We start from the raw sequence: 24,536 nt of genomic DNA, 5'->3' as shown, positions 1-24,536 counted from the left end.
AAAAATGGGCAACACGAACGCCGCAGAGTTGGTGCGCATCGGCATCGTCGGGTTTGGCACAGCGGGCCGCGCGTTCGTGCCTGCCATTGCCGCTCATCCCGGCTTCGTGGTCGCGGCGATCGTCGACCCTTCGGAGGGCGTGCGGCGATCTGCTGCCGAAGAATTCGGCTTCAGGACGTATGACACGCTCGCGGCGCTGCTCGAGCACGGGCACGTGGATGCGATTTACGTCGCGTCGCCGACCATGCTGCATCGCGAGCATGTGCTTCTCGCTTGCGCCGCTGGCAAGCATGTGCTCGTTGAAAAACCGATGGCCGCCAATCTTGACGACGCCCGTTCGATGGTCGTCGCCGCCAGGGAAGCTGGCGTCGTCATGCTGGTCGGTCATTCGCACAGCTACGATCTGCCGATCCACGCCATGCGCGAGCTGATCGACGAAGGCGAGCTGGGGCGCGTGCAAATGGTCAACACATGGTGCTTCACCGACTGGTTGTACCGGCCGAGACGGGCCGACGAACTCGACGAGCGTCAAGGCGGCGGCGTCACGCTGCGCCAGGGATCGCACCAGTTCGACATCATCCGCTTGCTGTGCGGCGGGCTCGCGCGCAGCGTCCGCGCCAGAACGTTCAACTGGGATTCGCAGCGCAGCGCGACCGGCGCCCACACAGTGTTTATCGATTTCGATGACGGCGCCGCAGCGACCGCCATCTACAACGGCTACGGCCGTTTCTCGAGCACGGAGTTGTGCGAAGGCGTTGGCGAATGGGGCTTCATGAGTGCCGGACGTCCCGTCGCAGATGCCGCCAGTCGGCACACGGCCAGACAGGTTCGTTCTCCCGAAGAAGAGCTTCTTGCCAAGCAGGCACGCGCAAAGCACGCCATTCCAGGCGATGCCCCGTGGCAACCGTTCTTCGGTCTTACGATCGTCAGTTGCGAACGCGGGGAGATTCGCCAGTCGCCGCAAGGCCTGATTGTCTACACCAGTGAAGGCCGTACCGATCTGCCGTTGCCCTCCGGGGGCTCGCCGCGCCTGCGCGTGATGAGCGAGTTTCATGGCGCCATCAGCCGGCGCAGCGCCGTGTTGCACGACGGCGCATGGGGCGTTGCCAATCTCGAAGTATGCGAAGCCGCGATCGCTTCGTCGGCAAGTGGCCGAGACGTCGAACTCAAACACCAGGTCCCGCTGAACACAAGCAACCGACGCTGAGATGCGCCAGCGCACGAGCGCGGCCGTGCCGGATTTTCCCAAAGGCGGCAGCACCAACTGCCTGATTGAAGATGACAGCTACCTTGATGCAACCCCTCGTCGCACCCGAATTTTCGACTGACGTCGCTCACAACGACACGACGAGTCTGTTGTGGCTCGACGTCACCGCGAGGACCGAGATCGCCCGGGACATCTTTCTGTTCGAACTGCGGGCGCCGGATCACGCCACGCTGCCCGCATTCACACCGGGCGCGCATGTGCTGGTCCGCACGCCGGCAGGAAGCGAGCGCCGCTATTCGCTGTGCAACGCTCCAGTTGAGCGAGACCGGTATATCATCGCGGTCAAGCTCGATACCAACGGACGCGGCGGCTCGGGCAGCATGGTGCGCGACGTCATGGTCGGCACCAGACTTCAAGTATCGCCGCCGGAAAACTATTTCTCGTTGAACGACAACGCGTCCCGCTACTTGCTGATTGCGGGCGGCATCGGCATCACACCGTTGCGGGCAATGATCGCTGAACTCGAGGCGCGCAATGCAGACTATCAACTGCTGTATTGCACCCGCACGCCGGAATCCACCGCCTTCCTCGACGAGCTGTCGACTCCCGAACGCGCGGCGCGTATTACCTTGCATCACGATTACGGCGAGCGCGACCGATCCGTTGCGCTCGCCCCCCTGCTCGCAACACGCGAGGGGAACACACATCTCTATTGTTGCGGACCGCGTCCATTGATGCAGGCGGTACGTGAAGCGGCTGCAAGCTGGCCATCGTCGGCCGTGCATTTCGAAGACTTCGGCACGAGCGAATTCACCGGCGCCGACGGCAACGTTCAGGGCGAAAAAGCGTTCACTGTGCGTCTTGCGCGAAGCGGCGGCTGTGTCGATGTGCAGCCAGGCCAAACGATCCTCGACGCACTGCGCGCACATGGCATCGATACGCCGAGTTCGTGTGAGGCGGGCACCTGCGGTTCGTGCCGCACGCGGCTTATCGCAGGCGAGGTTGATCACCGCGATTTTGTCCTCGATGAAGACGAATACGAAAGCGCGATCATGATCTGCGTGTCGCGGGCGCGCTCTGACGAGATCGTGCTGGACGTCTGAAATGCTGATCATCTAATCAGTAAAACTGATCGAAGTGAACCTGCTCGAACGGGACTTGGCGGGCCAGCAACGTGCGCTGAATCGCCGTGCCCATGGCGGGTGGCCCCGCGAAGTAGATTTCCATGTCGCGCAGACGATCTCCAAACAGCGAGTCCGCGAGATCGTGGACGTAACCCACGTGGCCGGTCCACGGGGCGCAGGCGTCTTGCGGTGAGTCTTCGGAGATCGCAGCGTCAAAGTGCAGGCGTTCGTTGAAGCCTGGCAATTGAGCCAGCATGTCGCGGCCGCAGACATCGCGTGCGGTCCTGCCGCCGTATAGGAAGTGCAGCTTGATGTTAGCAAGTGAAGGATCGGCGGCGACACCACGCGCAATCGAGATCATCGGTGCGAGTCCTGATCCTCCCGCGAGGCAAAGTACGTCACGCTCGACATCGCGCCTGAGATAGGCCATGCCATACGGTCCGTCGATGTCAACCTGCGCGCCGGGTTCCAAGGTGTCGAATAGCACGGCGCTGCCCTTTCCGTTCGGGACCCGGCGCACCTGGAAATGAAGGACGCGCGGCTGGTCGGCGATGTTGCTCATCGAGTAGGCGCGTACACCAGCGACGCCGGGCAACTGGAGCAAAGCGTACTGACCAGGCTCGAACTGCATGTCGGCTGACAGCCCAAAACAGAACTCGTCGATATCGTGCGTGATCTCGCGACGCCCGGTCAGCGTACCGGTGACACGGCGCGGTGCATGGAGCGGCGCATAGTGCGCGGCTGGCCGCAGCTTGATGGTGCAATCGCCGCGCGGCGAGCACTGGCAACCGAGATAGCGGTTACGCGTGCGGTCTTTGTCCGTCCACGCAGGCGCTTGCTGCCACTTGACGTCCACCGCACCTTCGAGCAGTTCGAATTTGCAGTTGCCGCATGCGCCGACGTTGCATTCGTAGGGAAACGCGACGCCTGCGCGCAAGGCGGAGCGCAACACCGTGTCCGCGTGATCGCAGTCGAACGAGAGATCAGAACCAGCAAGGGTGATGCGATGCACAACGTCGGACATACGGTTCCCTTCATTGGAGTGGTGTCACATAGGCGGCCGGTATCCCAATGTGGACGAGATACCTTCAGCCGCGTTCAACAGGTGCGGCACGCATGCGCGCAGCGCCTTCTTGCTCAACCGTTGCGACGGACCGCCTACGCCCACCGCCGCCACCACCGCGCCGCTCAGGTCGCGTACGGGCGCCGCGATACCACGCATGCCCAGTTCCGACTCTTCGTCGTCGATAGAGTAATTCTCGCGCCGCACTTTCTCGAGCGTCTTCAGGAACACTTGCGTATCGGTGTTGGTGTTCGGCGTACGGGCAACGAGCCCCGCCTTCAGCACTTTCGCAACGACATCCGGCGTGCGGAAAGCAACCAGCACCTGTCCCTCGGCGGTGCAGAACGCCGGCTTGCGCACACCGATATACGAGCGCATCCGGATCGCCTGGTCGCTCTCCAGATTGAAGAGATAGACGATGCTGGTGTCGTCGAGCACCGCGAGATGAACGGTCTCGCCGGTGTGCTCACGCAATACGTGCAAAAAAGGCACCGCCTGCTTCGACACGTCGATACGCCGCCGCACCAGAGCGCCCAGCGTGAACAACTGGATGCCAAGCCGGTACTTGCCGTTTTCCTCGTTCTGCTCCAGCAGGCCCTCGGAGACCAGTGTGCTGGCGAGGCGATGAACCGTGCTCTTCGCCAGTCCCATGCGCTTCGCCAGATTGCTGATGCCGATTTCCGGCTCCTGCTCCGAAAAGACCTTCAATACCCGGATTGCCGCTGCTACCGACGACAACCTGCCGTCGCCCGGGTCACTTTTTTCTTCGGACGCTGCCTGTGGTTCAAAACTTTCCATGGAATATATCTCAGTCTTCTATTTTGGAACAACGTTCCGTATAAAGGAACAAACTAACAACCAGTTGTCAGCTGGCATCGAACAGGATGCTGCCGGACATGCCCCTGCGCTTTCAAACCATCATGATATCTGGCTCGCGAGCCTCAGTGCGACAAGGCGTAAGTGCAAGCTCTGCTGCTCAGACGGGTAGCGCTCAGACCCCTTCGAAAACATGCCACTGTTCCATATGGAGTTGTAGTGTTCCGCCAGGCGCAACGAACAGGAAACATGAGTACATACCCTGAAAGCCTTTTTCTTGACTTAGGTTCCTAAACAAAGCCACACTCATACCATTCTTGATTGGGACGACGTTCCGTATATAGGAACACAGTCCGATAGTACCGTATCGCTTATAAAAGTGCGGCGCGGCGCTCGAGGCAACTGGCGGATTGGCACGAAGGACGGCTCGCCGCAACAGCAAAAGTACGGTGACCTGCCAGTGACGAGACCAAATGAAAAGTCTGGTTATCCATGCGCTTAGTTATCCATATCGATTATAAAAAAAGGACTATCGCTTACCCCTGTTCAGTCAACCCGGCATCCGACCGGGATTCATTTAATCAATGGGATGGAGACAACATGAAAAAAGCCGTCGCGCTACTCACCTTGCCGGTCATGGCAAGCGTCGCACACGCTCAAAGCTCAGTGACCTTGTACGGAATGGTCGATGCCGGGGTCGTCTATATCAACAATCAGTCCGGGCATTCCAATATCGAAACCGTGACCGGGCAAACCAACGGGAGCCGGTTTGGCTTCCGTGGCACGGAAGACCTGGGTGGCGGAATGAAAGCGCTGTTCGTGCTCGAAAATGGTTTCGACCCCTCGAACGGAAAGCTGCTGCAAGGTGCCCGGCTGTTCGGGAGGCAATCGTATGTCGGCTTGAAAAGCCCTTACGGAGCGGTGACGCTGGGCCGCCAATATGATCCCATGACCGCATACGTAGGCGAAATTGCAGCAACGTCGTTTTGGGCGTGGGTCGCAACCCACCCCGGTGACTTCGACAACCTGAATTCGAACTTCCGCGTGGACAACGCGGTGAAATATACGACACCCGACATGGCGGGCCTGCAAATCAGCGGCATTTACGCGCCAGGCGGCGTGGCTGGCAATCTTGCGAGTAAGCGGATCTACACACTCGGCGCCAACTATGCACATGGCCCGTTCACGGTTGCCGTGGCTTACGACCATCTGAACAATCCGTCCACGTCCGCGTATGACGGAACCATCGAGCCTGGGGCGCCCGGCTATACCTCGCCGGGCAAGAGTCCCGTATTCAGCGGCTATCTCTCGGCCAACACAATGGAAATCTTTGGCGCCGGATTTCAATACAGCATTGCCTCGGCCAAGATCGGTCTGGTCTACACAAACACGCGCTTTCACAACATCCTGCGCACTGCGTCGACGCCAAACACCGGCTCAGCCACGTTTAACAGCTATGAAGCTAACGGGCGCTACTTTTTCACACCGTCATTCATCCTTGGCGTGTCATTCGATTACACCCAGGCTAGAAACGCGAAATACGAACAGGTCGATTTCGGTCCTGACTATTTCCTCTCGAAGTCCACCGACATTCTCGCCGTCGGCGTGTGGCAGCACGCGTCGGGCATCGACTCAACCGGAAAGCCTGCCGTTGCCGCCATCGGCTCACTTGGACAGTCCACGACGCCCACGCAGATCGCACTGAAGTTTTCGATGCGGCATCGTTTCTAAGGAGAGCAGAGTGAAGAATTCAGTTCTGTTGCGGTTCGCCGCACTCACCTACGCCAGCGTTACCGTAGCGGCGGTGCTGGGTGCCTCCGCCGTAAGCGCGGCCGCCCCGACCGTGGTCAACGTCGGCATCGCCAATGCAAGCAGCGACGTTGCTTTCTTTATCGCGGACAAGAAAGGCTATTTCCGGCAAGAGGGTATCGACGCACATTTTGTATCGTTCGATTCCGGAGCGAAGATGGTCGCCCCCCTCGGCGCCGGGCAACTCGATGTAGCCGGTGGCTCCCCATCGGCGGGCTTATATAACGCCGTCACGCGCGGCATCGGCATCAAGGTCGTCGCTGACAAAGGGTCAACGCCGCCAGGCTACGGCTATCAACCGCTGCTGGTGCGCAAGGATCTGGTGGCAAGCGGACGCTACAAGACACTCGCTGACCTCAAGGGCATGAAGGTCGCCGGCAGTGCGACCGGCAGCGCGTCGACGTCGACCATGAACGAAGCGCTGAAAAAGGCCGGCCTGAAGACAAGTGACGTCGAACGCATCTACCTTGGCTTTCCGCAACATGTGATGGCGCTGGAAAACAAGGCAGTCGACGCGGCGCTGACGACCGAGCCATCCGCCACCCAGGCTGTGCGCAGCGGCGCCGCGGTGCGTGTGATGGGAGACGACCAGATTTACCCGAACCATCAGCTTGCTGTGGTCCTGTACTCGAATGTCTTCATCCACGCGCATCCGGATACGGCCAAGGCTTTCATGCGTGCGTATCTGCGTGCTGCGCGCGACTACAACGACTCGCTTGCAAACGGCAAGATAGCAGGTCCAAATGCCGACGAAGTGATCGCAATACTCACGCAGTACACACCGATCAAGGACGCGTCCGTATACCGGAGCATCGTGCCTCAAGGGACCAACCCGGACGGCAGGCTCAACATCGCCAGCCTCGAGAACGACCTCGCGTTCTTTAAACGTGAGGGGGTCGTGAAAGGCAATGTCAGTGTTGCGCAAGTGGTTGATACGTCGTTCGTCGACGCAGCCGACGCAGCACTCGGTCCCTACAAGCCGCGCACAAAATAGCCGAGGATTTTTTCCGTGATAGCAACACCGCTCACTTCCCCGCCGTCGTTTGCCTCTTCTTTTGAACAAGCGAATGGCGACTCTCTCGCAAAGATTCGATTGCGCCACCTGACCAAATCATTCGAGACACAAAGCGGCCTCGTGACCGCGCTCGATAATGTGTCGCTCGACATTCCGTCCGGGTGCTTTTTCATGATTGTGGGACCAAGCGGCTGTGGGAAGACAACGCTGCTGCGGATCCTCGCGAACCTCGAAACGCCGACCTCGGGAAGCGTCGAGATCGGTGCGCCCGCACAATTCCGGCCGGGTAATTCCATGGTGTTCCAGGGCGATTCGCTTTTTCCCTGGATGACGGTCTACGACAATGCGGCGTACGGTCTCGCGCTACGGCACGTGCCCAAAGCCGAGATTCGCGAGATCGTTGGACACTATCTGAGCCGCACCGGGCTGACTCGCTTTGCCAAATCCTATCCGCATCAACTTTCGGGCGGCATGCGCCAGCGCGTCTCCATCGTGCGTGCGTTTGCAAACGACCCCGACATTCTGCTGATGGATGAGCCGTTCTCAGCGCTCGACGAACAGAACAAGCTATTGCTCCAGGAAGAACTGTTGAGGATCTGGGAAGAGACGCGCAAGACCGTGCTCTTCATTACGCACAGCGTTGACGAAGCCGTCACACTCGGTGACCGGATCATGGTGATGACCGCGCAGCCTGGCAGCGTCAAGCAAATTGTCGACGTCCCCTTCGGTCGCCCGCGTTCAGTTCTTGAACTACGCGCGAAGCCTGAGTATGGCGAATTCGTTTATTCCATCTGGGGCCAGTTGCGCGATGAAGTCGATCGTGCCCGCACTCTCGATCTTGGCGGAAAAGCACCGTGAAAACCATCGTGAAGTCAGCACGGCAACTGCCGGGCGCCACAACCGGGAAAGCAAACAGTCAACCCCGGAGCAAGCGCTTTTCGTTCGTATCAAGCAGGCATCGCGACCGGCTGATCAGCGTCGCGTCACCCGTCGTGCTGCTCCTTCTTTGGCAGACAGCGGCGCAAACTGGATTGATCGACGAACGCTTCTTCCCCGCTCCAACAAAAATCTTCGCGACCTTTATCGCGCTGGTCAACGACGGCTCGTTGTGGGACAACACCTGGGCGACTCTGCAGCGGCTTTTCTGGGGCTGCCTGATCGGCGGCATTCCCGCGCTGCTGCTCGGCGTCGCAACAGGCTTGTCGCGCCCGCTACGCGCTGTTTTCGACCCGTTGATCGCAGCGACCTACCCGGTGCCGAAAAGCGCGATTTTCCCGTTGTTGCTGCTGATCTGCGGACTCGGCGAAGCGTCGAAGATCGCGATGGTAGCGATCGGCGTGTTCTATCCAGTGCTGATCAACACCGCAACCGGCGTGCTTGAAATCAACAAGATTTACCTGGACGTAGGCCGCAACTTCCGCGCGAGCCGATGGCAGGTATTCCGCACGATCGCGCTGCCTGGCGCCGTGCCGCACATCATGAGCGGCATCAAGCTTGGTCTCGGCCTTGGCCTGATGCTCATCGCCATTGCAGAGATGATCGGCTCGAAAAGCGGTCTTGGTTACATGATCTGGAATGCATGGGAATTGCTTTCGGTGGAGTCGATGTATGTTGGCTTGCTCGTCATCGCATTCCTTGGCTACGGCATTTCCCTATTGCTGACCGAACTCGAACGCAAGCTGATTCCCTGGAAAGCGTCGCGCTGACCTCACCTCTCTCAAATGCGTTTAGCGATATCCGCTCATCGATCATGGACAACTATCAAACAGAAAAGCAGTTGCTCACCGACGCGATCCTGATGCTCGAACGGGCACAAGTGATCGACTTCAACGGGCATTTCAGCTGGCGCATCCCCGGACGGAACCACATGCTGATCAACTCGGGAAAATCAGTACGCAGTGCCTTGAGCGCGAACGACATTGTGACGATCGATTTCGAGGGCAACCTCATCGACGGCGACGCGGTTCCGCCCATGGAATTTCCGATTCACGCGGAGATCTACCGGCGGCGGCCGGACGTGAATTCGGTTGTCCATTCGCATCCGCTGTGGTCGACGCTCTTCAGCATGACAGGGCGCGCCGTCGAGCCCGTGATCATGCAGGCGGCGGTGCTCGGCGAGATCCGCCAGTTCGGCAAGACCGTGTCGATCAATCGCAAAACGCTTGCGGAAGAACTCGCGGAAACACTTGGTTCGCATCGGGTCATCATGCTGAAATCGCATGGCGCTGTGATCGCCGCCGAAGGCATTCTCGAAACCTTCGTGCTCGCGTTCTATCTGGAGGAGAACGCACAACGGCAATATCTGGCGAGCCAGTTGGGCGAACCAATGGTGCTGTCGGCGGAACAGGTGAAGACCATCGGGCAAAACCTTTGGAAACCAAATCTGCTGCAAAAAGTGTGGGACTACCATGCAGGCAAACTGCGCCACGAGCCGCTTCATAGCCCAGCTTCATAGCCCATGATCGAAAAGATTCCGATCTACCTGCTCACTGGTTTTCTCGGCAGCGGCAAGACAACGTTGCTCAAGCGTTGGCTGCAGGAGCCGCTGTTGCAGCACTCGGCTTTGATTGTCAACGAGATAGGAGCGGTCGGCCTCGACCACGCCACGCTCGGGTATGCGAGTGACGCGTCGGCACTGCTTGCCGATTCGTGCGTGTGCTGCACAGGTTTGCCGGGCCTGCACGAGGCGCTTGAGAACCTGTTCTGGGCGCGCCTGCATCGCGGCGTCGCGCGATTCGATTCAGTGGTGATAGAAACCACCGGACTCGCCGATCCTGCGCCGTTGGTCACATCGTTGAAAACGCACCGGTTCGTCAGTGAACGCTTCTGCCTTGCGGGTATCGTGACGACGCTGGGTGCGCCGACGGCGCTTGCGATCATGACCGAGTTCGCCGAGGCGCGCTCACAACTGGACGCTGCTGGTGTCGTCGTTGTGACGAAAACGGATCTGGCCGCAGACGCGCAGCTGGATGCAGTCAGCCAGGCGCTACGACGCTCGAATCCCGCGACCCACATTCTCCTCTCCACGCAAGGCAGTCTGAGTGCCGACGAGGTCTGGCACGCTGCGCGAAGCGCGATCGATTCATCGCAACGCTCGCCAAAAGACCGCTCCTGGCGCGTGGTCAAAGCGCGAGTAACTGCAGCAGGACTCGTTCGGCGAGCCATCGCGCCGCACAATGCCGACACACGGTTCGAAACCATTGTGGATGAGGTCAGTGCCGATTCACTGCGCAACTCGCTGGCCGGCATGATCGCGCGACATCGCACAAGGCTGCTGCGTATGAAGGGAATCGTCCAACTTGCCGATGGCACGTCCGTCGTCGTGCAGTTCACGCGCGGCGATGAAAAAGTTCAGATAAGCCCAGCACCGGAAACCATGCAAACGGCACTCACAGGCATGCCAAGTGGCGTGACATTGATCCTTCGATCCCGGTAATCAAGCGAACGGACTCACCGCTCACGCCGGTCGCCCAAGCGTGGGACGGACGCCGCACATTCAGCGTCCCGCCGCGTTATCAGCCCTCAACATTGATTGTGATTTCATCGCCGTCCACTGCAGCCGGATACGTCTTGAGCGGAATCATGCAAGGCGGGGTCACGACCTCACCCGTGCGAATGTTGAACGCGCCGTTATGGAAATCGCACTCCACCGTGTCGCCGTCGATACACCCCTCCGACAATGATCCAGGACCGTGCGTGCACGCGTCGTTCGTCACGAAATACTCGCCGTCGAGATTGAACACGGCCAGCGTGAGGCCGTGCTTTTCGACTTTGATTGCCTGTCCTTGCGCAACATCTTCCTTGCGGCACAGCGCGATTCGCGAACACGTCTTCTGCATCTTCATCCTCCATTCTCTGTTTGACAGCCAATGAGGCGAATGATAACTTTGTTCCTATTGAAAGAACACTGTTCCGTTATATGGAACGAACCTTTCTAAGTACATCCAGACATCCCGCATACATCAGAGGCGACCGAATGCTGAAGAAACAGGACAATGACCTGCTCACCCAAACAAGCCCCGGCACCCCAATGGGCGAACTCTTCCGGCGCTTCTGGCTGCCGGCGTTGTTATCGGAGGAAGTCGCGCAAGCGGGTGGCGAGCCCGTGCGTCTGCAGTTGCTGTCGGAACGCATGCTTGCGTTTCGCGATTCGGACGGCAAGCTCGGCCTGATCGATGAGTTTTGCGCGCATCGCGGTGTGTCGCTGTGGTTCGGCCGCAATGAGGAAGGCGGCATCCGCTGTCCGTATCACGGCTGGAAATACGACGTGAACGGCCAGTGTGTGGATGTACCTTCGGAGCCAGCGGAAAGCGGCTATTGCAAGAAGATCAAGCTGAAGTCGTATCCGCTCGTCGAGCAAGGCGGTGTGGTCTGGGTGTACATGGGGCCGCCCGAACATCAGCCGCCATTGCCGGCTTACGAGTTCTCCACCGTGCCCAACAGCCAGTCATTCATGACCAAGCGCCTGCAGGAGAGCAACTGGCTGCAGGCGCTGGAAGGTGGTGTTGATTCGAGCCACGTTTCGTTCCTGCATCGCGGCGCGCTCAACTCCGACCCGCTCTTCAAGGGTGCGCGCGGCAACCAGTACAACCTCAGCGACTTCAGCCCCGTTTTCGAAGTGGTCGACACCACCGGCGGCCTGTACATTGGCGCGCGCCGCAATGCTGAAGACGATAAATATTACTGGCGCATCACGCCGTGGGTCATGCCCTGTTTCACGATGGTGCCGCCGCGTGGCGATCATCCTGTGCATGGTCATTTCTGGGTGCCGATCGACGACGAACACTGCTGGGCGTGGAGCTTTGACTACCATCCCACGCGCGATCTGAGCACGGCGGAGGTCGACGCAATGAAAGATGGCAAGGGCATTCATGTGCGCTACGTGCCGGGAACGTATCTTCCGTTGCAGAACAAGGGGAACAACTATCTGATGGATCGGGCGGCACAGCAGGCGGGCACGACCTACAGCGGGGTCGAAGGCATCGGCATGCAGGACGCCTCGCTACAGGAGAGCATGGGACCGATTCAGGACCGCACGCGCGAAAATCTTGTATCGACCGACAACGGCATCATCATGGTCCGTCACCGCTTGATGAAAGCCGCCAGAGCGCTCGCGGAGAAAGGCGTCCAGCCGCCCGGGCGCGACCCGCAATCGCAGCAGGTCCGCTCTGTCGCCATCGTGCTGCAGCGCGACGTACCCTTCAAGGAAGGTGCGCTGGACGCGTTGCACGCCGAAGCCGGAAAAGCCCACACTACGATCTAGCGAGGACGCGCGCAGCGTTCCGGCAGTGCTGCACGCGCGATAAGGACCGAACCCCATGCAATCGCAATCTGCTTCAACATCGCCTTCGCCCTCGCCGCTGCACGCCAGCTTCAAGGCGGCCGTGGCGGTCGAACCCGGGCGCACCGAAATCCGCCGCTTCGAGCGGCCCGTCACTACTCCTTCTACGGGGCTGCTGCGCGTTGCCATCACCGGCGTGTGCGGCAGCGACGGCCCCTACTATCAGCAATTGCCGCAAAGCCGAGGGCCGTTGATTCTGGGTCACGAATCCGTCGGCCACATCGAAGAGGCCGGCGAACTCGCGCGCAAACGATGGGGCCTTAAGGAAGGTGACTATGTCGCGCTGGAAGAATATCTACCGTGCGGTCACTGCGAGTATTGCCTGAGCAATGAATTCCGTTTGTGCGATGCAACCGACTGGCGCCTGGGCGGCATGCGTTACGGTGCGACGGGCTTGCGAACAGGGCCAGGATTCTGGGGCGGCTTCAGCCAGTATCAATTTCTCGAACTGAACACGGTGTTTCATCGAATACCGCCAAGCGTCGAGCCGAAGCATGCGGCACTCGCGCTGCCGCTTGGCAACGGCATTGAATGGGCCTATCTGCAAGGCGGCGCAGGACCCGGACAAACCGTCGTGATTCAAGGGCCGGGGCAGCAAGGTTTGTCGTGTGTAATCGCGGCCCGTGAAGCCGGCGCGGCGCAAATCATCATCACGGGATTGTCCACGCCGACCGACCAGCGCCGTCTTGAACTCGCCAGACAGCTCGGCGCGGATCATACAATCACCGTCGATACCGAAGACGTGCTCGAACGGGTGGCCGACCTGACTGGCGGCGCAATGGCCGACCTCACCATCGACTGCGCTTCAGGCGGCACCGAAACCGTCACGACCGCAATCCAGCTGGCGCGCAAACGCGGCACCGTGATTCTCGGCGGACAGAAACGCAAGCCGATCCCCGAGTTCAACAGCGACATGATCATCGCGCGGTTCTTGACCGTGAAAGGCATGCGCGGGCATAGCTATCAATCAGTCGAACTCGCCTTGCAATTGATCGCCGCGGACCGGCACCACGTCAAGCGCATGAGCACCCACACCTTTGGCCTTGACGAAACAGACCTCGCGTTGCGCACGTTGCGTGGCGAAGGTGTTGAAGACGCGATCCATATGACGATCGATCCATGGAAATGATGCGCCCTCACCCTTTCGCGCTCGCGCCTCATACGTCTACTGCCGAACAGGCGCACGAAGTCCGTTTCCGGATCGGTGCTGCGAATTCCACGCCGCGCCGTGTCCGTATCGTCGCACTTGACGACCACGACGAGGAAATCCGCACGGTGATCGGCGCATACGGTCAAAACGTGGAGCTCTCCAGCGCGGCTGAACTCACTGCATTACTCGGCACCACGAGCATGCAAGACAGCGACTGGCCTCGTGCGATGAACGCCGCATCCGGCGCGATTGCAACATGGCTTGATGCGCCGGATCTAGTGATCATCGTTGGCCGGGAAGGCGACGAAGCATTGATTGCGGCGCTCGCCGCACAAACCTGGAACAGGCGCGGCGTGACTGTATCGGCGGTGCTTCGCCCTGCGCCTGCGCATCCAGCCGGCGCACTTTCAGCGCCCCGTTTGCGGACCGCTGACCTGCTGCGCCCCTGGTGCACGATGCTGGTTCACGCAGACAGCCACGAATATCTTGGAGACTTGCTGAACGCGCTTGGCGCGTCCTGAAACCGGCACGCCCCATAACTGCGCAGGTGGCAACCATTGAAACGCGGACCGCCGCGCACCAACCCGCACCGCGATACAACTGCCGTCAAGATGCAGACGCGAATGCACGATGTGGAGAGAGACAGTTGAAGCAGGATATTAATCGATGGTGGACCGTCGTCGGCGGTGCGTTGTGCCTGTCGGTCGGCGCAGGCGTGATTTCGGCGTTCATGTTCGGCACCTTCATCAAGGCGATCGCGGCGCAAAGTGGCTGGAGCCGCGCTCAGGTGTCGCTCGGCCTTACGATTTTCGAATTTGCCATGGGCCCCGGCACGATTGTGCTTGGTTCGCTGATCGACCGTTTCGGCGTTCGGCGTCCCACCATATTCTTCCTCGCAATGTTCGCTCTTTCAATTGCGCTGGTCGGCATCATTCCCGTGTCGTTGCCGCTTTTCTGCCTTGTATTCGTGATGGTCGGCTTCTTCGCGCCGGGCAGCAATGCACTGCCCTACGCAAAAGTCGTGTGCGCGCGCTTTGATCACCGGCGCGGCCTCGCCCTCGGACTCGCCGTGGGCGGCACGGCTATCGGCGCAATGCTGATGCCGCAATACGCGGGCTATCTGCTGCGTCATTTCGGCTGGCGCGCCGGGTACCTCGGCGTGGCGGTATTGATGGCCACGGTGTCGATTCCCGCGCTCTTTTTTCTCGTGAAGATGCCGTCCGACATCGATCGGAAGATGGTGATTCGCACGCACCGGCCGGCCGAGAAACTGCCCTCGCTATGGAGCATCTTCAGACACGACCGCACGTTCCGGCGGCTGGGCGTGGCGATCTTCTGCATGTCGGGCGTGCTGCTCGCGCTGCTGTCCCAACTCATGCCCATGATGACCGACCGCGGCGAAACCGTGGGCGCCGCCGCGGTCATGCTATCGATAGCAGGTCTGACGTCCGCATTCGGCCGGCTGTTTGCAGGGTATTTGATGGACCGGGTCCACGCACCCTATGTTGCCGCGATGTCTTTTGCGCTGACACTGTGCGGCGTGCTCCTGTTCGCGGCAGGCGCAACTGGCGCGACGGCCATGGTGTCGGCGGGGCTGATAGGCGTCAGCATCGGCGCGGAAGCGGACATCATCACGTTTATTGTGAGTCGCTATTTCGACCTGCGGCTGTTCGGGCGCGTATGCGGTGGAATGTGGGCCTGCTGGGGCTGGGGCGCGGGCATCATGATCTTTGCATCGGGTTTGTGTTATGACCTGCTGCACTCGTATCACGTCGCGCTGTGGGTGTTCGTCGGGTTAGTGCTGCTATCGGTCGTTTCGATATGCCGCCTGGGACCTTACGTTTATCCGGAACAGCGCAGTCTACGCGATAGCCCCGCCGGCCCGCGCGAAATAAACGGCGCGTCGGGGGAACACGCAAAACCCGACATATCCGCGGGCTAACGTGCGCCGGTAGGCAAGCCAGGAGAATGTGATTTTGGAAACCGCTAGTTATCCTCGCGATGCCTGTTCCTTCGCATCAGATAAGTGTCCATGATCCAGCCGTTTGCCTTGCGCGCTTCCGCTCGAATCCGTTCGATATCCCCGGCTACGTCCTTGAGTTTTCCGGACACCAGGATCTCGTCCGGCGTGCCGATATAAGCACCCCAGTAAATATGGATGTCCTGATCCACGAAACGCTTGTACGCGTCTTCGGCATCCAGCATCACCACGACGCTGTCGACGTTGTCCGGAAAACCTTCGGCTATCCGCCTCCCCGTTGTGATCTCGATCGACTCTCCAATGCGATTCAACGGTATCTTGTGCTGTGCTGCCAACGCCTGGATGCTGCTTATCCCCGGAATCACTTCATACTCGAGATCGTGACCGCCCTTCCTGAGGATCGACTCAATGATCCGGATAGTGCTGTCGTAGAGCGCGGGATCTCCCCATGTCAGGAACGCGCCACATTCTCCATCGGACATCTCTTCTGAGATCAATTGTTCGAAGACAGCCGCCTTGTCATCATTGAGCGTCTCGACGCTCGCCCGATAATTCGCGGCGTCTCGTACCCGCTCGGGACTGGTCGCTTCGGCGAAGCGGTAGTCGTTGCCCTTGATGAATCGACGGCAGATTTCCTTGCGCAACGCAACCAGCTTTTCCTTGGCAACGCCCTTGTCCATCACGAAGAAAACATCGACTTCGTTGAGCGCGTTGACCGCCTGAATCGTCACATAGTCGGGGTTGCCGGCGCCAATACCAATGATCAGGATCCGCTTCATGAACATGTCTCAGTCAAGTGATGATGATAAGTACCCGGAACGATCAGAACGTGTATGCGACCTTGCCGAATGCGGTCCGGCCCAATGTGTTGTAGCCATATGCCGTCACGTACTGCCGGTTAAAGAGGTTGGACAGATTGGCGGACACGGTGAGATGTGAATTGACCTTGTACGCGGCACGCAGGCCAACGGTTGTGTAAGACGGCAGGTACGTTGCGTTGAACTGGTCGTCGTAGGTCGATCCTCCGTAAAGCAAGGATACGCCTGTGCTAAGCGCGTGCAGGTGGAACTCATCCCACGTGTGATCGATGTTCAGGCTGACGGTCTGGCGCGGACGACGGTTGAGCCACGTCTGGTCGGTAACGTCCTGCGGATTCAAGATCCCAATCGCGAGACTGACTGGTGTCGAGTTGCCAAGCGTGCCCTTGTACGACAGGTCGATGCCCTGAATATGCGCGCGGCCTACGTTCACAGGGAGAAAGGTCACCGAGTCGTAAGTGATGAGGTCATGCACGCGGGTGTCATAAACAGCGGCCGTAATGGTACCGAATGACGTGGCGGCGTCAAGTGCTGCCTCGACCGTGTCGCTACGCTCAGGCAGCAGGTTCGGGTTCGCGTAACCCGGGTAGTACAGGTCGTTGAAAGTCGGCAGGCGGAATGCGTTGCCATACGATATGCGGGCCGTATAAACAGGGGTGATGGCGTAAGCCAGCGCCACATTGCCGGTATTGACCGACTGGCCCTGAATGATCTCGTGGCGCCCGGCCAGGAACAGGGTGAACGCCCCGAGCGTGGCCGATTGATGGAGTGAAAAGGCCGAATCGTTGCGTGTCGGCACGCCCGTAGGAATGTCTACCGGCAGAAAGGCTTGTTCGCGGGTGAAGTCATAGGCGAGCTTGGTCTCGCCGGACAGCGGCAGACTAAAGAGCGTGAGTCCGCGTTCCTGATGAGTCAGCGAGGTCGACGTGCTGAGGCGCGTCGAGTCGATCTCATCGGTCGGGATGGTCGGGTCGTTCGCGTAGAGGAACTGACGGTCCGTGGCGTAGCCGACAGACTGGTCAAGCTGCGTGAACGGCGTGATGTCCAGATGAAACGCTGCGCCAGTCGTCAACTGATGATCGAGCTGACGGTTATCGCCGGCGGCATTATCGTAGGACAGATCGGACCGGTGATAGAGGGCGAATGTGGAGATCGACCAGTTGTCATGCGCATAGCCGAGACGCGCATCCACGTCCTGGGCATGGTACGGATTGCGGCCATCCTCGTGCCCGTAAGCCCCGGGCTGGGTCGCATCGATCCCCGCAGTATTGTAGTCGTGCAGGCCCAGCGAGTAGGTCAGTCCCGCGAGTGCCGCGAGCGGCCCTGTTGACGAAATACTGCCTGAGGTGCGGATCTGCGTATCGAACGTTTTGTTCGAACCTCCACCAGTTGAGATCGTGGTCTGGTTGGGCTGATTTGCTGCGCGGTTCGTGAAGAGTTGCACGACGCCACCCACTGCATCCGCGCCAAATGAAGCGGCTGCCGGTCCTGAAATAACTTCGACACGGTCAAACGCGGAGGTCGGCAGGTCGGCCCACGCGGCCTGGCCCGTGGTCGACGAACCAACGCGGATACCATCGATGAACACCGCGACCTGACTGCCCGATGAACCGCGGATGCTGACGGAGGCTAAAGAGCCAGGGCCGCCGTTTTGAGAAATGGTGACGCCCGGCAGTGTCGCGAGGGCTTGCGTGATGCTCGGATCAATGGGCGACAGACGGTCGAGATCCACGCGGGTGAGGACCTGTGTTGATGCGTAGCGCTGATCGAACGATTGCGGCAAATGCTGCGTATCACCAGTGACGAGAATATTCGGCAGTGTGGCAGCGGACGGAAGCTGCTCCGGCTGCGGCAACGACGAGTCGCCCGCGGCCTGCGCAACCTGCCATGCCGAAACCGTCAGCGCAGAGGTGAGGATGAAATGACGGAACTTCATACGCGGGGAAACCTTGTTATTGAAAGACTGGATGACATGCTGCGAGCGCGAACGCAGCACGTCGATTTCGGATACCGGCAATGACGAAACCCGTGGCCTTTAAGTGGGCACTGCCCTGCCCGGTCGCGGAAGCCACGACCCAATGCGACAAGCCTGCTTCGACGAGATCAACCCGAAAACACACACAGAGGTCAGGGAATATCCTCCACGCAACCGTTGGGTCATACCGTGAGGCAGATGCCAGTTCATGCCTGAGGCGTTGGCCTTGCCAAACCCGGCAAGCGGGCAACAGGTTCATTGACGCGAGGGGTGACTCGCCGACGCATACCGAACTGGGGAATCGAGGCAATGCCGCCCCGGCTGGATGCCCGGATGGCGGGCAGTATCGGTCATATACATATCTCCCGGGGAGTGCGCGCCCCAAAGTCAGAAAAGAGGTATACGACGCCGAGGTCTGACTTCCGGCTTGCGCTGAAACCGGTCACAGTGGCGCGACCGCGCTGGATTTACACCAGCTTCCACGAGTCGTAAGCGCGCATTTTACTTCTGATTTCCCGCTTGACGCTATCAGGTCTGCGTTCTCGACTATCTGCCGGCACGCGTGATCCCCGGCGTAAGACGGACGTACGGTGCTTATCGCCCCTTGAAGCGACCTGCCCTTCACCATGCTTTCCGTTGCCGTAAATCTCCGCGCGTCCTGGCCGGTCCTCTGGTAACGTATCCGGCCAACATGCCCCGCTCACGAACCCACCGCATGAAGACAATCCCCCTTTCGGCCGCCCGCACCCTGCATCTGATGGCCCAAGGCCTGCTTGCGCCACCGCGCCGCAAGGCGACAAAAGCGGACGTGCTGGACGCGATTCGCCGCATGGCGCAGTTGCAGATCGATACCATCCACGTGGTCGCTCGCAGTCCTTACCTTGTTTTATTCAGCCGCCTTGGCGACTATCAGCCGCAATGGCTCGACGAGCATCTGGCCGAGGGATCCCTGTTCGAATACTGGTCGCACGAGGCCTGCCTGGTGCCCATAGAGGACTACGGTCTGTTGCGTCATCGAATGCTCGATCCTGTCGGGATGGGCTGGAAATACGCGGCGGACTGGCATGAGAAATATCGTGACGACATCGAGCGCCTGCTCGAGCGCATTCGTGCGACCGGTCCAATTCGCTCAGCGGACTTCGCTCGCGAAGGAGGTAATGGCGCCGGCTGGTGGGATTGGAAGCCTGAGAAACGTCACCTGGAAGTGCTGTTCGCGACCGGCGAGCTGATGGTCGCCGAACGACGCAATTTTCATCGGATCTACGATGTGACCGAGCGCGTGCTGCCGGAGTGGAATGATGCGCGCGACCTGCCGCCCGTCGAAACGGTCCCGCAGGAATTACTCAGGCGCGCTTGTCGGGCGCTGGGTATTACTCGTGCCGACTGGGTGGCGGACTATTACCGCATGCCGCGCCGTCCGTACACCGCAGCGCTACATGAACTGGCCGATGCCGGTGAGTTGATACCCGTGCGCGTCGAAGACTGGAAGGCAGATGCGTTCGTGCACCGCGACCTGGCGGACAAGCTGGACGACGTGGTCGCCGGCCGCCTTGCTTCCACGGTGACCACGGTACTGTCGCCGTTCGATCCGGTGGTATGGGACCGCAAGCGCGCGAGCACGCTGTTCGGGTTCGACTACGTGATCGAGTGTTATACCCCCGCCGCGAAACGTAAGTACGGTTACTTCGTACTCCCGATCTTGCATCGTGGGCGTCTGATCGGGCGGGTCGATGCGAAGGCCCATCGTACGCAAGGTATTTTCGAACTCAAGTCGCTGCACATTGAGCCGGGGGTGCGGGTGGGCACAGGCTTGACGGCTGACCTGCGCAAGGCTTTGCAACGTTGTGCGGACTGGCATAAAACGCCGCAGCTAGCGGCCGGCGCGGGCGTTCCCGCAGCGCTCGCTGCTGCATTGACCGGCGTTGCATGAAGACTAGATCGCGTCCAGTGGACGGCTCGCATCGGCATCAACACAACATACCAGCACTTGCGCGTCGTCCTTGCTGGTAGTCACATACACGTGGCCGACCGCGCTATCGAAGTAAAGACTGTCGCCCGGTTCAAGCGTGAACGCCTTGCCATCCTCGAAATGCAGTTCCAGCGAGCCGCCGAGCACAAACATAAACTCCTCGCCTGCATGGCGGATATATTCGGGGAAATCCGACACGTCCCTGGCACGGATATGCGCGCGCATCGGCACCATGCGTTTGCCGGTCAGGTCGCTCGCGAGCATGCCGTACTCGTAGTTCGGCGTGTCGTAGATCACCTGCTCGCCCGACGCCGTGAAAGAAGGCGACATCGGTCGTGCAGCCGCTTTGGGCAACGGCCGCGTGCGCCCGAAAATGGCGTCGAACTCAAGCTGCAGGGAATGCGCGAGGGCCGCGAACTTGTCGTAGGTCAACGCAATGTCGCCGCGTTCGGCCTTCGATATGGTCGACACGGCTATCCCCGATCGCTCAGACAACTCCATCAGCGTCAACCCTTTCGCCTTTCGAGCTTCACGAATGCAGGCGCACGATGAACCCTGGATGGGCCGCCGTCCCTGCACGCCTGACATGATGCCTACCATTGGCGCCGCGCCGAAGCATGACGACCTTTGGTTCGCATTCGGGCACGCGCATCACGGACTGACGCTCGGCGCGATTACGGGGCGACTCATAGCGGAATTGGTGTCGGGCGAAAAACCCCTCGTCGATTTGCACCCCTTCAGGGCCGACCGATTCTGAACGCGGCGCTTCAACGCGGCCAAGGTACGTCTCATGTAGTGACCCTTGCCGCCTCACACGGTGCTCGTCAGCCGGTCGACCAGCGCGCGTGCGAGCGGCGGCAGGTCTTTCATACTGCGCACGCAGATCTTGAGCTTGCGTTCGGCCCAGGGGTCGTTGAGGCGGATCAAACGGATTTTCAGGGTCTTGCCGTGGCGTTTCGCCACCGACTCAGGAACGATGCCAATGCCAACACCCAGTTCGATCATCCGGCATGCGGCTTCGAAATTGCCCACCTGAATGCGCAATTTCAAGCGCGCCCCCAGCGCGTCAGCGGCGGTGACGATGAACGCATGGATCGCGCTGGTCGTTGGCAGTCCGACGAAATTATCATTTAGCGTGCGAGCAAAATCGACTGATTCCTCGGCCGCCAACGGATGATCCAGCGACGTCACCAGCACGAGCCGGTCATCGCGATACGGCAACATCTCAAGATGATCAGCGTGCACGTTACCCGCCACGATGCCTATATCCGTCGCACTCTCCGCCACGCCCTTGACAATCTCTCCGCTCAGCACTTCGCGCAAGTCGATATTGATATCCGGGTGATCGCGCAGGAAAGCGCTAAGCACCGAAGGCAGGAATTCGCTGATCGCGGTCGTGTTGGCCCAGATCCGCACATGCCCCTTGATGCCCTCGCCGTACTCCTGCATGTCGCCGGCCAGATGCTCCACGCGCTCCTGCACCAGGCGCGCATGATGCACGAACGCCTCGCCCGCAGGCGTCAGCGTCATGCCCTGGCTGGTCCGGTACAGCAGCTTGAAACCCAGTTGCTCTTCAAGGTTCTTGATACGGTTGCTCGCCGCGGGCGGCGAGATATGGCAGCGCTCGGCAGCGCGTGCGAGATTCCTGGTGTCGGCCAGATTGACAATGAGCGTCAGATCGACGAAATCGAAATGCATGTCGGTGGCGGGCGGATGTCCGAAAAAGCGGTCGCGAAAATGAACCGGGACTGCAATCTTAACGGACCACAAAGCGCATCTTCAACAATGCTGAATTCAATAGTGGCCTGCGCCCACCATTCGCCGAGCTTTCAGGATCACCGGCATATCGACCATCTTCCCGTCCACGGCCACCGCCGCACCGCTGCTGGCTTCCACCGCCTGCAGCACACGCTCTGCCCAGGCCAGCTCCGCGTCCGTCCATGCATAAGCGCGATGCACGGCGTCGATCTGCAACGGATGAATGCAGAGCTTCGCGCCGAAACCGAAACGACGGCCGCGTCGTGCTTCAGACTCGATGACTACGGGGTCGTCCAGCACGGTCGAGACGCCATCGACCGGCGTGGTCAGGCCGGCCAATCGCGACGCAAGCACGATCTGCGAGCGAAACATATCGAGCTCCTCGCCGTCGCCCTCTATGTTCAAGTCAATCTGGAAATCCAGCGTCCCGAACACAATGCGCTGCACCCGCGGCGCCGCGCACAGCAGTGTGAGGTTCGCGAATCCCCGCGCGGTTTCCACGATGGGCAGGATGGTCAGCGAGGAATGCGCATGCGCGAGCACCGTCTCTATCTGCTCGCGCGTTTCAGCTTTCGGCAACACGATGCCCGTCACGCCCGGGTGATTCGCGATCGCCGCTGCATCGTTGGCAAACCACTCGGTATCCGCCGCATTGATGCGCACAAACGCAGGACGGGCTGCATCCATGTGCTCGCGCACCGTCTCGCGGGCGGCCTGCTTTTCTTGCGGTTGAACCGCATCTTCCAGATCGAAGATCACCGCGTCGGCGCGGCTCGCGCGAGCCTTCTCGAAGCGCTCGGGACGATTTCCCGGAACGAACAGATAAGAACGCTCGCTCATGCCCGCACATCCACTTCGAAGAGCGAACCGATGCGTGTCTCCGATGCAATGCCCCACGCCGCGTCAAGCAACCGCGATGCTTCTTCGTCCGACGCCGCTCCCGAGAAGTCGGCAAGCCGGCGAAACTTCATGGCGATCTCCTCGCGCGAGAGCGTGTTACCGGGGTCTCCCTTTGGTTCATCGATACGCCCGGTCAGTTCCCGGCCATCGCGCGTGTGCACCGTCACCTTGCCGATCCAGCGCGCGGGATAGGCCAAGTCAACTTCGTCGTCGAAGACCATCTCCACCTTGCCGCGAAAATCGACGACGCGCGCAGAGGCATAGTCTTCTTCGAATTCCGTCACGCCTGCATGACCGTGATACGCCACGAGCGCCAGCACGGTACCCATGTTGAACTTGGCCTGATGAACCGTCGTGGGTACGGTCACGGCGCCCAGCACGTCGATTGCGCCCTGATGCACCCGCGCCGTCACGCGTTCGATGTCTTGCGGCTGGAGGCCATGCTCCGCCATCACCGCGAGCAATGCATCGGCGGCGGGATGGGTGTGGCGGCACGCGGCGTGATACTTGAACGAGGTTTCAGTCAGCGCCCAGCGTTCACCCAGGCGGTCGGTCAGACGAGATGGGTCCGCGTCCGTGGACATGCCCGCCGCCATGCCCTTCTCGCCCTCCAGGATGCGCGTGGCGCCCTTGAAGCCATCAGCGCTAAGTGCTGCAGACATCAGGCCGTTGGCGGCTGCCATGGCCGTGTGAAGCTGTTTGGAATCCGCGGCGTCACGCAAGAACTCCCACAGGCCGCTGGCCTGCGTGCCGGCCGAACCAAACGCGTCAAGCATCTGCACCGGCGAAAGCCCGAGCATTCGTCCGGCAGTGGCGGCCGCCGCTACAGTCCCCGCTGTACCCGTCGTATGAAAAACCTTGTAGTGGGAACGTCCAAGAAATTCACCGATGCGAATCCCTACCTCATACCCTGCGACCACGGCGGCGATAAAGTCGCGGCCCGATGCATGCGCCGCCTGCGCCAATGCCAGCGCGACAGGAAACACCACTGTTGCCGGATGAAAAACAGACCCGTTATGCACGTCGTCCTGTTCCACGAAATGCGAGGCGGCAGCGTTCACCATGGCAGCGAAATACGGCGTAGCGCGTGTGCGGTCAATCAACACTTCAGCTTGCCCGTTGCCGTTCGCCGCACCCGCCATGCTCGCGAACAACGCAATGCTTTCGACCGGCCGCGCGCCCTTGCCTCCCAGCGCCGACCCAAGCCAATCGACGTACAGGTTCACCGAGCGTTCCACGACGTGCTGCGGAATATCGTCAAAGTGAAGGGATGCCGCGAAGGTCGCGAGCGTCCGGCTGGGATGATCGGTCATCGTAGTGATTGCCTGAAGGGTTTAGATAGTGCCCGCTGCGCGCAACGCCTGGATCTGCGAGGCTTCATAGCCGAGTTCTCGCAGGATGGCGTCGGTGTGTTCGCCCAGCGCCGGAACCGGGTCCATGCGCGCCGTGAAACCATTCGGCGTGCCCGGCGGCAGCAACGCGGGAATCGATCCCGCCGATGTGCCAACCTCACGCCAGCGATCACGCGACTCAAGTTGTGGATGCGCCCAGACATCGGCCAGCGTGTTCATCTGCGCGTTGGCAATGCCTGCCGCATCAAGCCGCTGCAG

21 protein-coding genes, 3 pseudogenes and 1 riboswitch are annotated in these 24,536 nt (G+C 60.3%); of the genes and pseudogenes, 14 read left to right on the top strand and 10 right to left on the bottom strand.

The features are described from left to right. The first annotated feature begins 4 nt into the window (after positions 1-4). Positions 5-1,207, top strand: coding sequence for a Gfo/Idh/MocA family oxidoreductase (locus JWR14_RS11400; protein ID WP_299706023.1), 1,203 nt, complete (start codon positions 5-7; stop codon positions 1,205-1,207). A gap of 86 nt (positions 1,208-1,293) precedes the next feature. Further along, positions 1,294-2,310, top strand: a complete 1,017-nt coding sequence (locus tag JWR14_RS11395) for a PDR/VanB family oxidoreductase (RefSeq protein ID WP_299706053.1) — start codon at positions 1,294-1,296, stop codon at positions 2,308-2,310. Positions 2,311-2,326: 16 nt separating this feature from the next. On the opposite strand, the gene JWR14_RS11390 is transcribed toward JWR14_RS11395, so the two are convergent. After that, positions 2,327-3,355: a 2Fe-2S iron-sulfur cluster-binding protein gene (locus JWR14_RS11390; RefSeq protein WP_299706020.1), complete on the bottom strand. Its 1,029-nt coding sequence runs from the start codon at positions 3,353-3,355 to the stop codon at positions 2,327-2,329. Positions 3,356-3,379: 24 nt separating this feature from the next. Then, the gene (locus JWR14_RS11385) at positions 3,380-4,192 is read right to left on the bottom strand and encodes an IclR family transcriptional regulator (RefSeq protein WP_299706017.1); all 813 of its coding nucleotides are present in this window, start codon (positions 4,190-4,192) and stop codon (positions 3,380-3,382) included. A 618-nt stretch (positions 4,193-4,810) separates the two neighbouring features. On the opposite strand from JWR14_RS11385, the gene JWR14_RS11380 reads away from it, so the two are divergent. The 6 genes from JWR14_RS11380 to JWR14_RS11355 all read left to right on the top strand — a co-directional run bounded on the left by JWR14_RS11380 (position 4,811) and on the right by JWR14_RS11355 (position 10,470). Continuing rightward, the gene (locus tag JWR14_RS11380) at positions 4,811-5,941 is read left to right on the top strand and encodes a porin (RefSeq protein ID WP_299706014.1); all 1,131 of its coding nucleotides are present in this window, start codon (positions 4,811-4,813) and stop codon (positions 5,939-5,941) included. Positions 5,942-5,951: 10 nt separating this feature from the next. Continuing rightward, positions 5,952-7,013 carry an ABC transporter substrate-binding protein gene (locus JWR14_RS11375; protein WP_299706011.1) on the top strand — a complete coding sequence of 354 codons (1,062 nt, stop codon included), beginning with the start codon at positions 5,952-5,954 and terminating at the stop codon, positions 7,011-7,013. Positions 7,014-7,154: 141 nt separating this feature from the next. Next, entirely contained in the window at positions 7,155-7,892 is a 738-nt protein-coding gene (locus tag JWR14_RS11370; RefSeq protein ID WP_299706008.1) for an ABC transporter ATP-binding protein, read from the top strand. Continuing rightward, a complete protein-coding gene (locus JWR14_RS11365) occupies positions 7,889-8,740 on the top strand; it encodes an ABC transporter permease (RefSeq protein WP_299706005.1) in 852 nt (283 codons plus the stop codon). Before JWR14_RS11370 ends, JWR14_RS11365 begins: the two co-directional genes overlap by 4 nt. Positions 8,741-8,784: 44 nt before the next feature. Further along, positions 8,785-9,489, top strand: a complete 705-nt coding sequence (locus JWR14_RS11360) for a class II aldolase/adducin family protein (RefSeq protein ID WP_299706002.1) — start codon at positions 8,785-8,787, stop codon at positions 9,487-9,489. Between the two features lie 3 nt (positions 9,490-9,492). After that, a complete protein-coding gene (locus JWR14_RS11355) occupies positions 9,493-10,470 on the top strand; it encodes a GTP-binding protein (RefSeq protein WP_299706000.1) in 978 nt (325 codons plus the stop codon). Positions 10,471-10,549: 79 nt separating this feature from the next. Here JWR14_RS11355 and JWR14_RS11350 read toward each other — a convergent pair whose 3' ends face one another. Further along, complete coding sequence (locus JWR14_RS11350) at positions 10,550-10,873, bottom strand: non-heme iron oxygenase ferredoxin subunit (protein ID WP_299705998.1); 324 nt, start codon at positions 10,871-10,873, stop codon at positions 10,550-10,552. A gap of 137 nt (positions 10,874-11,010) precedes the next feature. Here JWR14_RS11350 and JWR14_RS11345 point away from each other — a divergent pair, with 137 nt between their 5' ends. The 4 genes from JWR14_RS11345 (at position 11,011) to JWR14_RS11330 (ending at position 15,467) form a co-directional block, all read left to right on the top strand. Beyond that, positions 11,011-12,297: an aromatic ring-hydroxylating dioxygenase subunit alpha gene (locus tag JWR14_RS11345; RefSeq protein WP_299705995.1), complete on the top strand. Its 1,287-nt coding sequence runs from the start codon at positions 11,011-11,013 to the stop codon at positions 12,295-12,297. Positions 12,298-12,352: 55 nt separating this feature from the next. Next, entirely contained in the window at positions 12,353-13,504 is a 1,152-nt protein-coding gene (locus JWR14_RS11340; RefSeq protein WP_299705993.1) for an alcohol dehydrogenase catalytic domain-containing protein, read from the top strand. After that, on the top strand, positions 13,495-14,046 hold the full coding sequence (locus JWR14_RS11335) for a hypothetical protein (RefSeq protein ID WP_299705990.1): 552 nt from the start codon (positions 13,495-13,497) through the stop codon (positions 14,044-14,046). Before JWR14_RS11340 ends, JWR14_RS11335 begins: the two co-directional genes overlap by 10 nt. Positions 14,047-14,171: 125 nt before the next feature. Further along, a complete protein-coding gene (locus JWR14_RS11330; RefSeq protein WP_299705987.1) occupies positions 14,172-15,467 on the top strand; it encodes an MFS transporter in 1,296 nt (431 codons plus the stop codon). A gap of 44 nt (positions 15,468-15,511) precedes the next feature. On the opposite strand, the gene cobF is transcribed toward JWR14_RS11330, so the two are convergent. Together cobF and JWR14_RS11320 are read right to left on the bottom strand one after the other, a co-directional pair. Beyond that, positions 15,512-16,285 carry a precorrin-6A synthase (deacetylating) gene (gene cobF, locus JWR14_RS11325; protein ID WP_299705984.1) on the bottom strand — a complete coding sequence of 258 codons (774 nt, stop codon included), beginning with the start codon at positions 16,283-16,285 and terminating at the stop codon, positions 15,512-15,514. Between the two features lie 43 nt (positions 16,286-16,328). Further along, positions 16,329-18,260, bottom strand: coding sequence for a TonB-dependent receptor (locus JWR14_RS11320; protein WP_299706050.1), 1,932 nt, complete (start codon positions 18,258-18,260; stop codon positions 16,329-16,331). A 394-nt stretch (positions 18,261-18,654) separates the two neighbouring features. Continuing rightward, positions 18,655-18,807: riboswitch (adenosylcobalamin (AdoCbl) riboswitch) on the bottom strand. A 207-nt stretch (positions 18,808-19,014) separates the two neighbouring features. Between JWR14_RS11320 and JWR14_RS11315 the strand changes: the two genes are divergently transcribed. Beyond that, positions 19,015-20,229: a crosslink repair DNA glycosylase YcaQ family protein gene (locus JWR14_RS11315; RefSeq protein WP_299705981.1), complete on the top strand. Its 1,215-nt coding sequence runs from the start codon at positions 19,015-19,017 to the stop codon at positions 20,227-20,229. A gap of 3 nt (positions 20,230-20,232) precedes the next feature. Here the strand turns inward: JWR14_RS11315 and JWR14_RS11310 are convergent. Further along, positions 20,233-20,805 (bottom strand): annotated as a pseudogene (locus tag JWR14_RS11310) (XRE family transcriptional regulator); the annotation flags it as partial. A 10-nt stretch (positions 20,806-20,815) separates the two neighbouring features. On the opposite strand from JWR14_RS11310, the pseudogene JWR14_RS11305 reads away from it, so the two are divergent. Next, positions 20,816-21,025 (top strand): annotated as a pseudogene (locus JWR14_RS11305) (FAD-binding oxidoreductase); the annotation flags it as partial. Positions 21,026-21,078: 53 nt separating this feature from the next. Here the strand turns inward: JWR14_RS11305 and JWR14_RS11300 are convergent. The 4 genes and pseudogenes from JWR14_RS11300 to JWR14_RS11285 form a co-directional block, all read right to left on the bottom strand. Next, entirely contained in the window at positions 21,079-21,966 is an 888-nt protein-coding gene (locus tag JWR14_RS11300; protein ID WP_299706047.1) for a LysR family transcriptional regulator, read from the bottom strand. A 96-nt stretch (positions 21,967-22,062) separates the two neighbouring features. Beyond that, positions 22,063-22,866 carry a CoA ester lyase gene (locus JWR14_RS11295; protein ID WP_299705978.1) on the bottom strand — a complete coding sequence of 268 codons (804 nt, stop codon included), beginning with the start codon at positions 22,864-22,866 and terminating at the stop codon, positions 22,063-22,065. Beyond that, positions 22,863-24,239 (bottom strand): MmgE/PrpD family protein, encoded by a 1,377-nt coding sequence (locus JWR14_RS11290; protein WP_299705975.1) that lies wholly within the window; start codon positions 24,237-24,239, stop codon positions 22,863-22,865. Before JWR14_RS11290 ends, JWR14_RS11295 begins: the two co-directional genes overlap by 4 nt. A gap of 21 nt (positions 24,240-24,260) precedes the next feature. Next, positions 24,261-24,536: pseudogene (locus JWR14_RS11285) on the bottom strand (CoA transferase); the annotation flags it as partial.

The sequence above is a fragment of the Caballeronia sp. genome, assembly GCF_028292365.1.
GTDB lineage: Bacteria > Pseudomonadota > Gammaproteobacteria > Burkholderiales > Burkholderiaceae > Caballeronia.
The sequence above is the reverse complement of the archived record's forward strand: the minus strand, read 5'-3'. Positions and strand labels throughout refer to the sequence as shown.

Coding starts and splice junctions, on each gene's coding strand:
- JWR14_RS11335 (WP_299705990.1), top strand. CDS start 13,495: ATGGAAATGATGCGCCCTCACCCTTTCGCGCTCGCGCCTCATACGTCT.
- JWR14_RS11345 (WP_299705995.1), top strand. CDS start 11,011: ATGCTGAAGAAACAGGACAATGACCTGCTCACCCAAACAAGCCCCGGC.
- JWR14_RS11315 (WP_299705981.1), top strand. CDS start 19,015: ATGAAGACAATCCCCCTTTCGGCCGCCCGCACCCTGCATCTGATGGCC.
- JWR14_RS11350 (WP_299705998.1), bottom strand. CDS start 10,873: ATGCAGAAGACGTGTTCGCGAATCGCGCTGTGCCGCAAGGAAGATGTT.
- JWR14_RS11290 (WP_299705975.1), bottom strand. CDS start 24,239: ATGACCGATCATCCCAGCCGGACGCTCGCGACCTTCGCGGCATCCCTT.
- JWR14_RS11400 (WP_299706023.1), top strand. CDS start 5: ATGGGCAACACGAACGCCGCAGAGTTGGTGCGCATCGGCATCGTCGGG.
- JWR14_RS11355 (WP_299706000.1), top strand. CDS start 9,493: ATGATCGAAAAGATTCCGATCTACCTGCTCACTGGTTTTCTCGGCAGC.
- JWR14_RS11320 (WP_299706050.1), bottom strand. CDS start 18,260: ATGAAGTTCCGTCATTTCATCCTCACCTCTGCGCTGACGGTTTCGGCA.
- cobF (WP_299705984.1), bottom strand. CDS start 16,285: ATGAAGCGGATCCTGATCATTGGTATTGGCGCCGGCAACCCCGACTAT.
- JWR14_RS11385 (WP_299706017.1), bottom strand. CDS start 4,192: ATGGAAAGTTTTGAACCACAGGCAGCGTCCGAAGAAAAAAGTGACCCG.
- JWR14_RS11300 (WP_299706047.1), bottom strand. CDS start 21,966: ATGCATTTCGATTTCGTCGATCTGACGCTCATTGTCAATCTGGCCGAC.
- JWR14_RS11395 (WP_299706053.1), top strand. CDS start 1,294: ATGCAACCCCTCGTCGCACCCGAATTTTCGACTGACGTCGCTCACAAC.
- JWR14_RS11390 (WP_299706020.1), bottom strand. CDS start 3,355: ATGTCCGACGTTGTGCATCGCATCACCCTTGCTGGTTCTGATCTCTCG.
- JWR14_RS11295 (WP_299705978.1), bottom strand. CDS start 22,866: ATGAGCGAGCGTTCTTATCTGTTCGTTCCGGGAAATCGTCCCGAGCGC.
- JWR14_RS11360 (WP_299706002.1), top strand. CDS start 8,785: ATGGACAACTATCAAACAGAAAAGCAGTTGCTCACCGACGCGATCCTG.
- JWR14_RS11380 (WP_299706014.1), top strand. CDS start 4,811: ATGAAAAAAGCCGTCGCGCTACTCACCTTGCCGGTCATGGCAAGCGTC.
- JWR14_RS11340 (WP_299705993.1), top strand. CDS start 12,353: ATGCAATCGCAATCTGCTTCAACATCGCCTTCGCCCTCGCCGCTGCAC.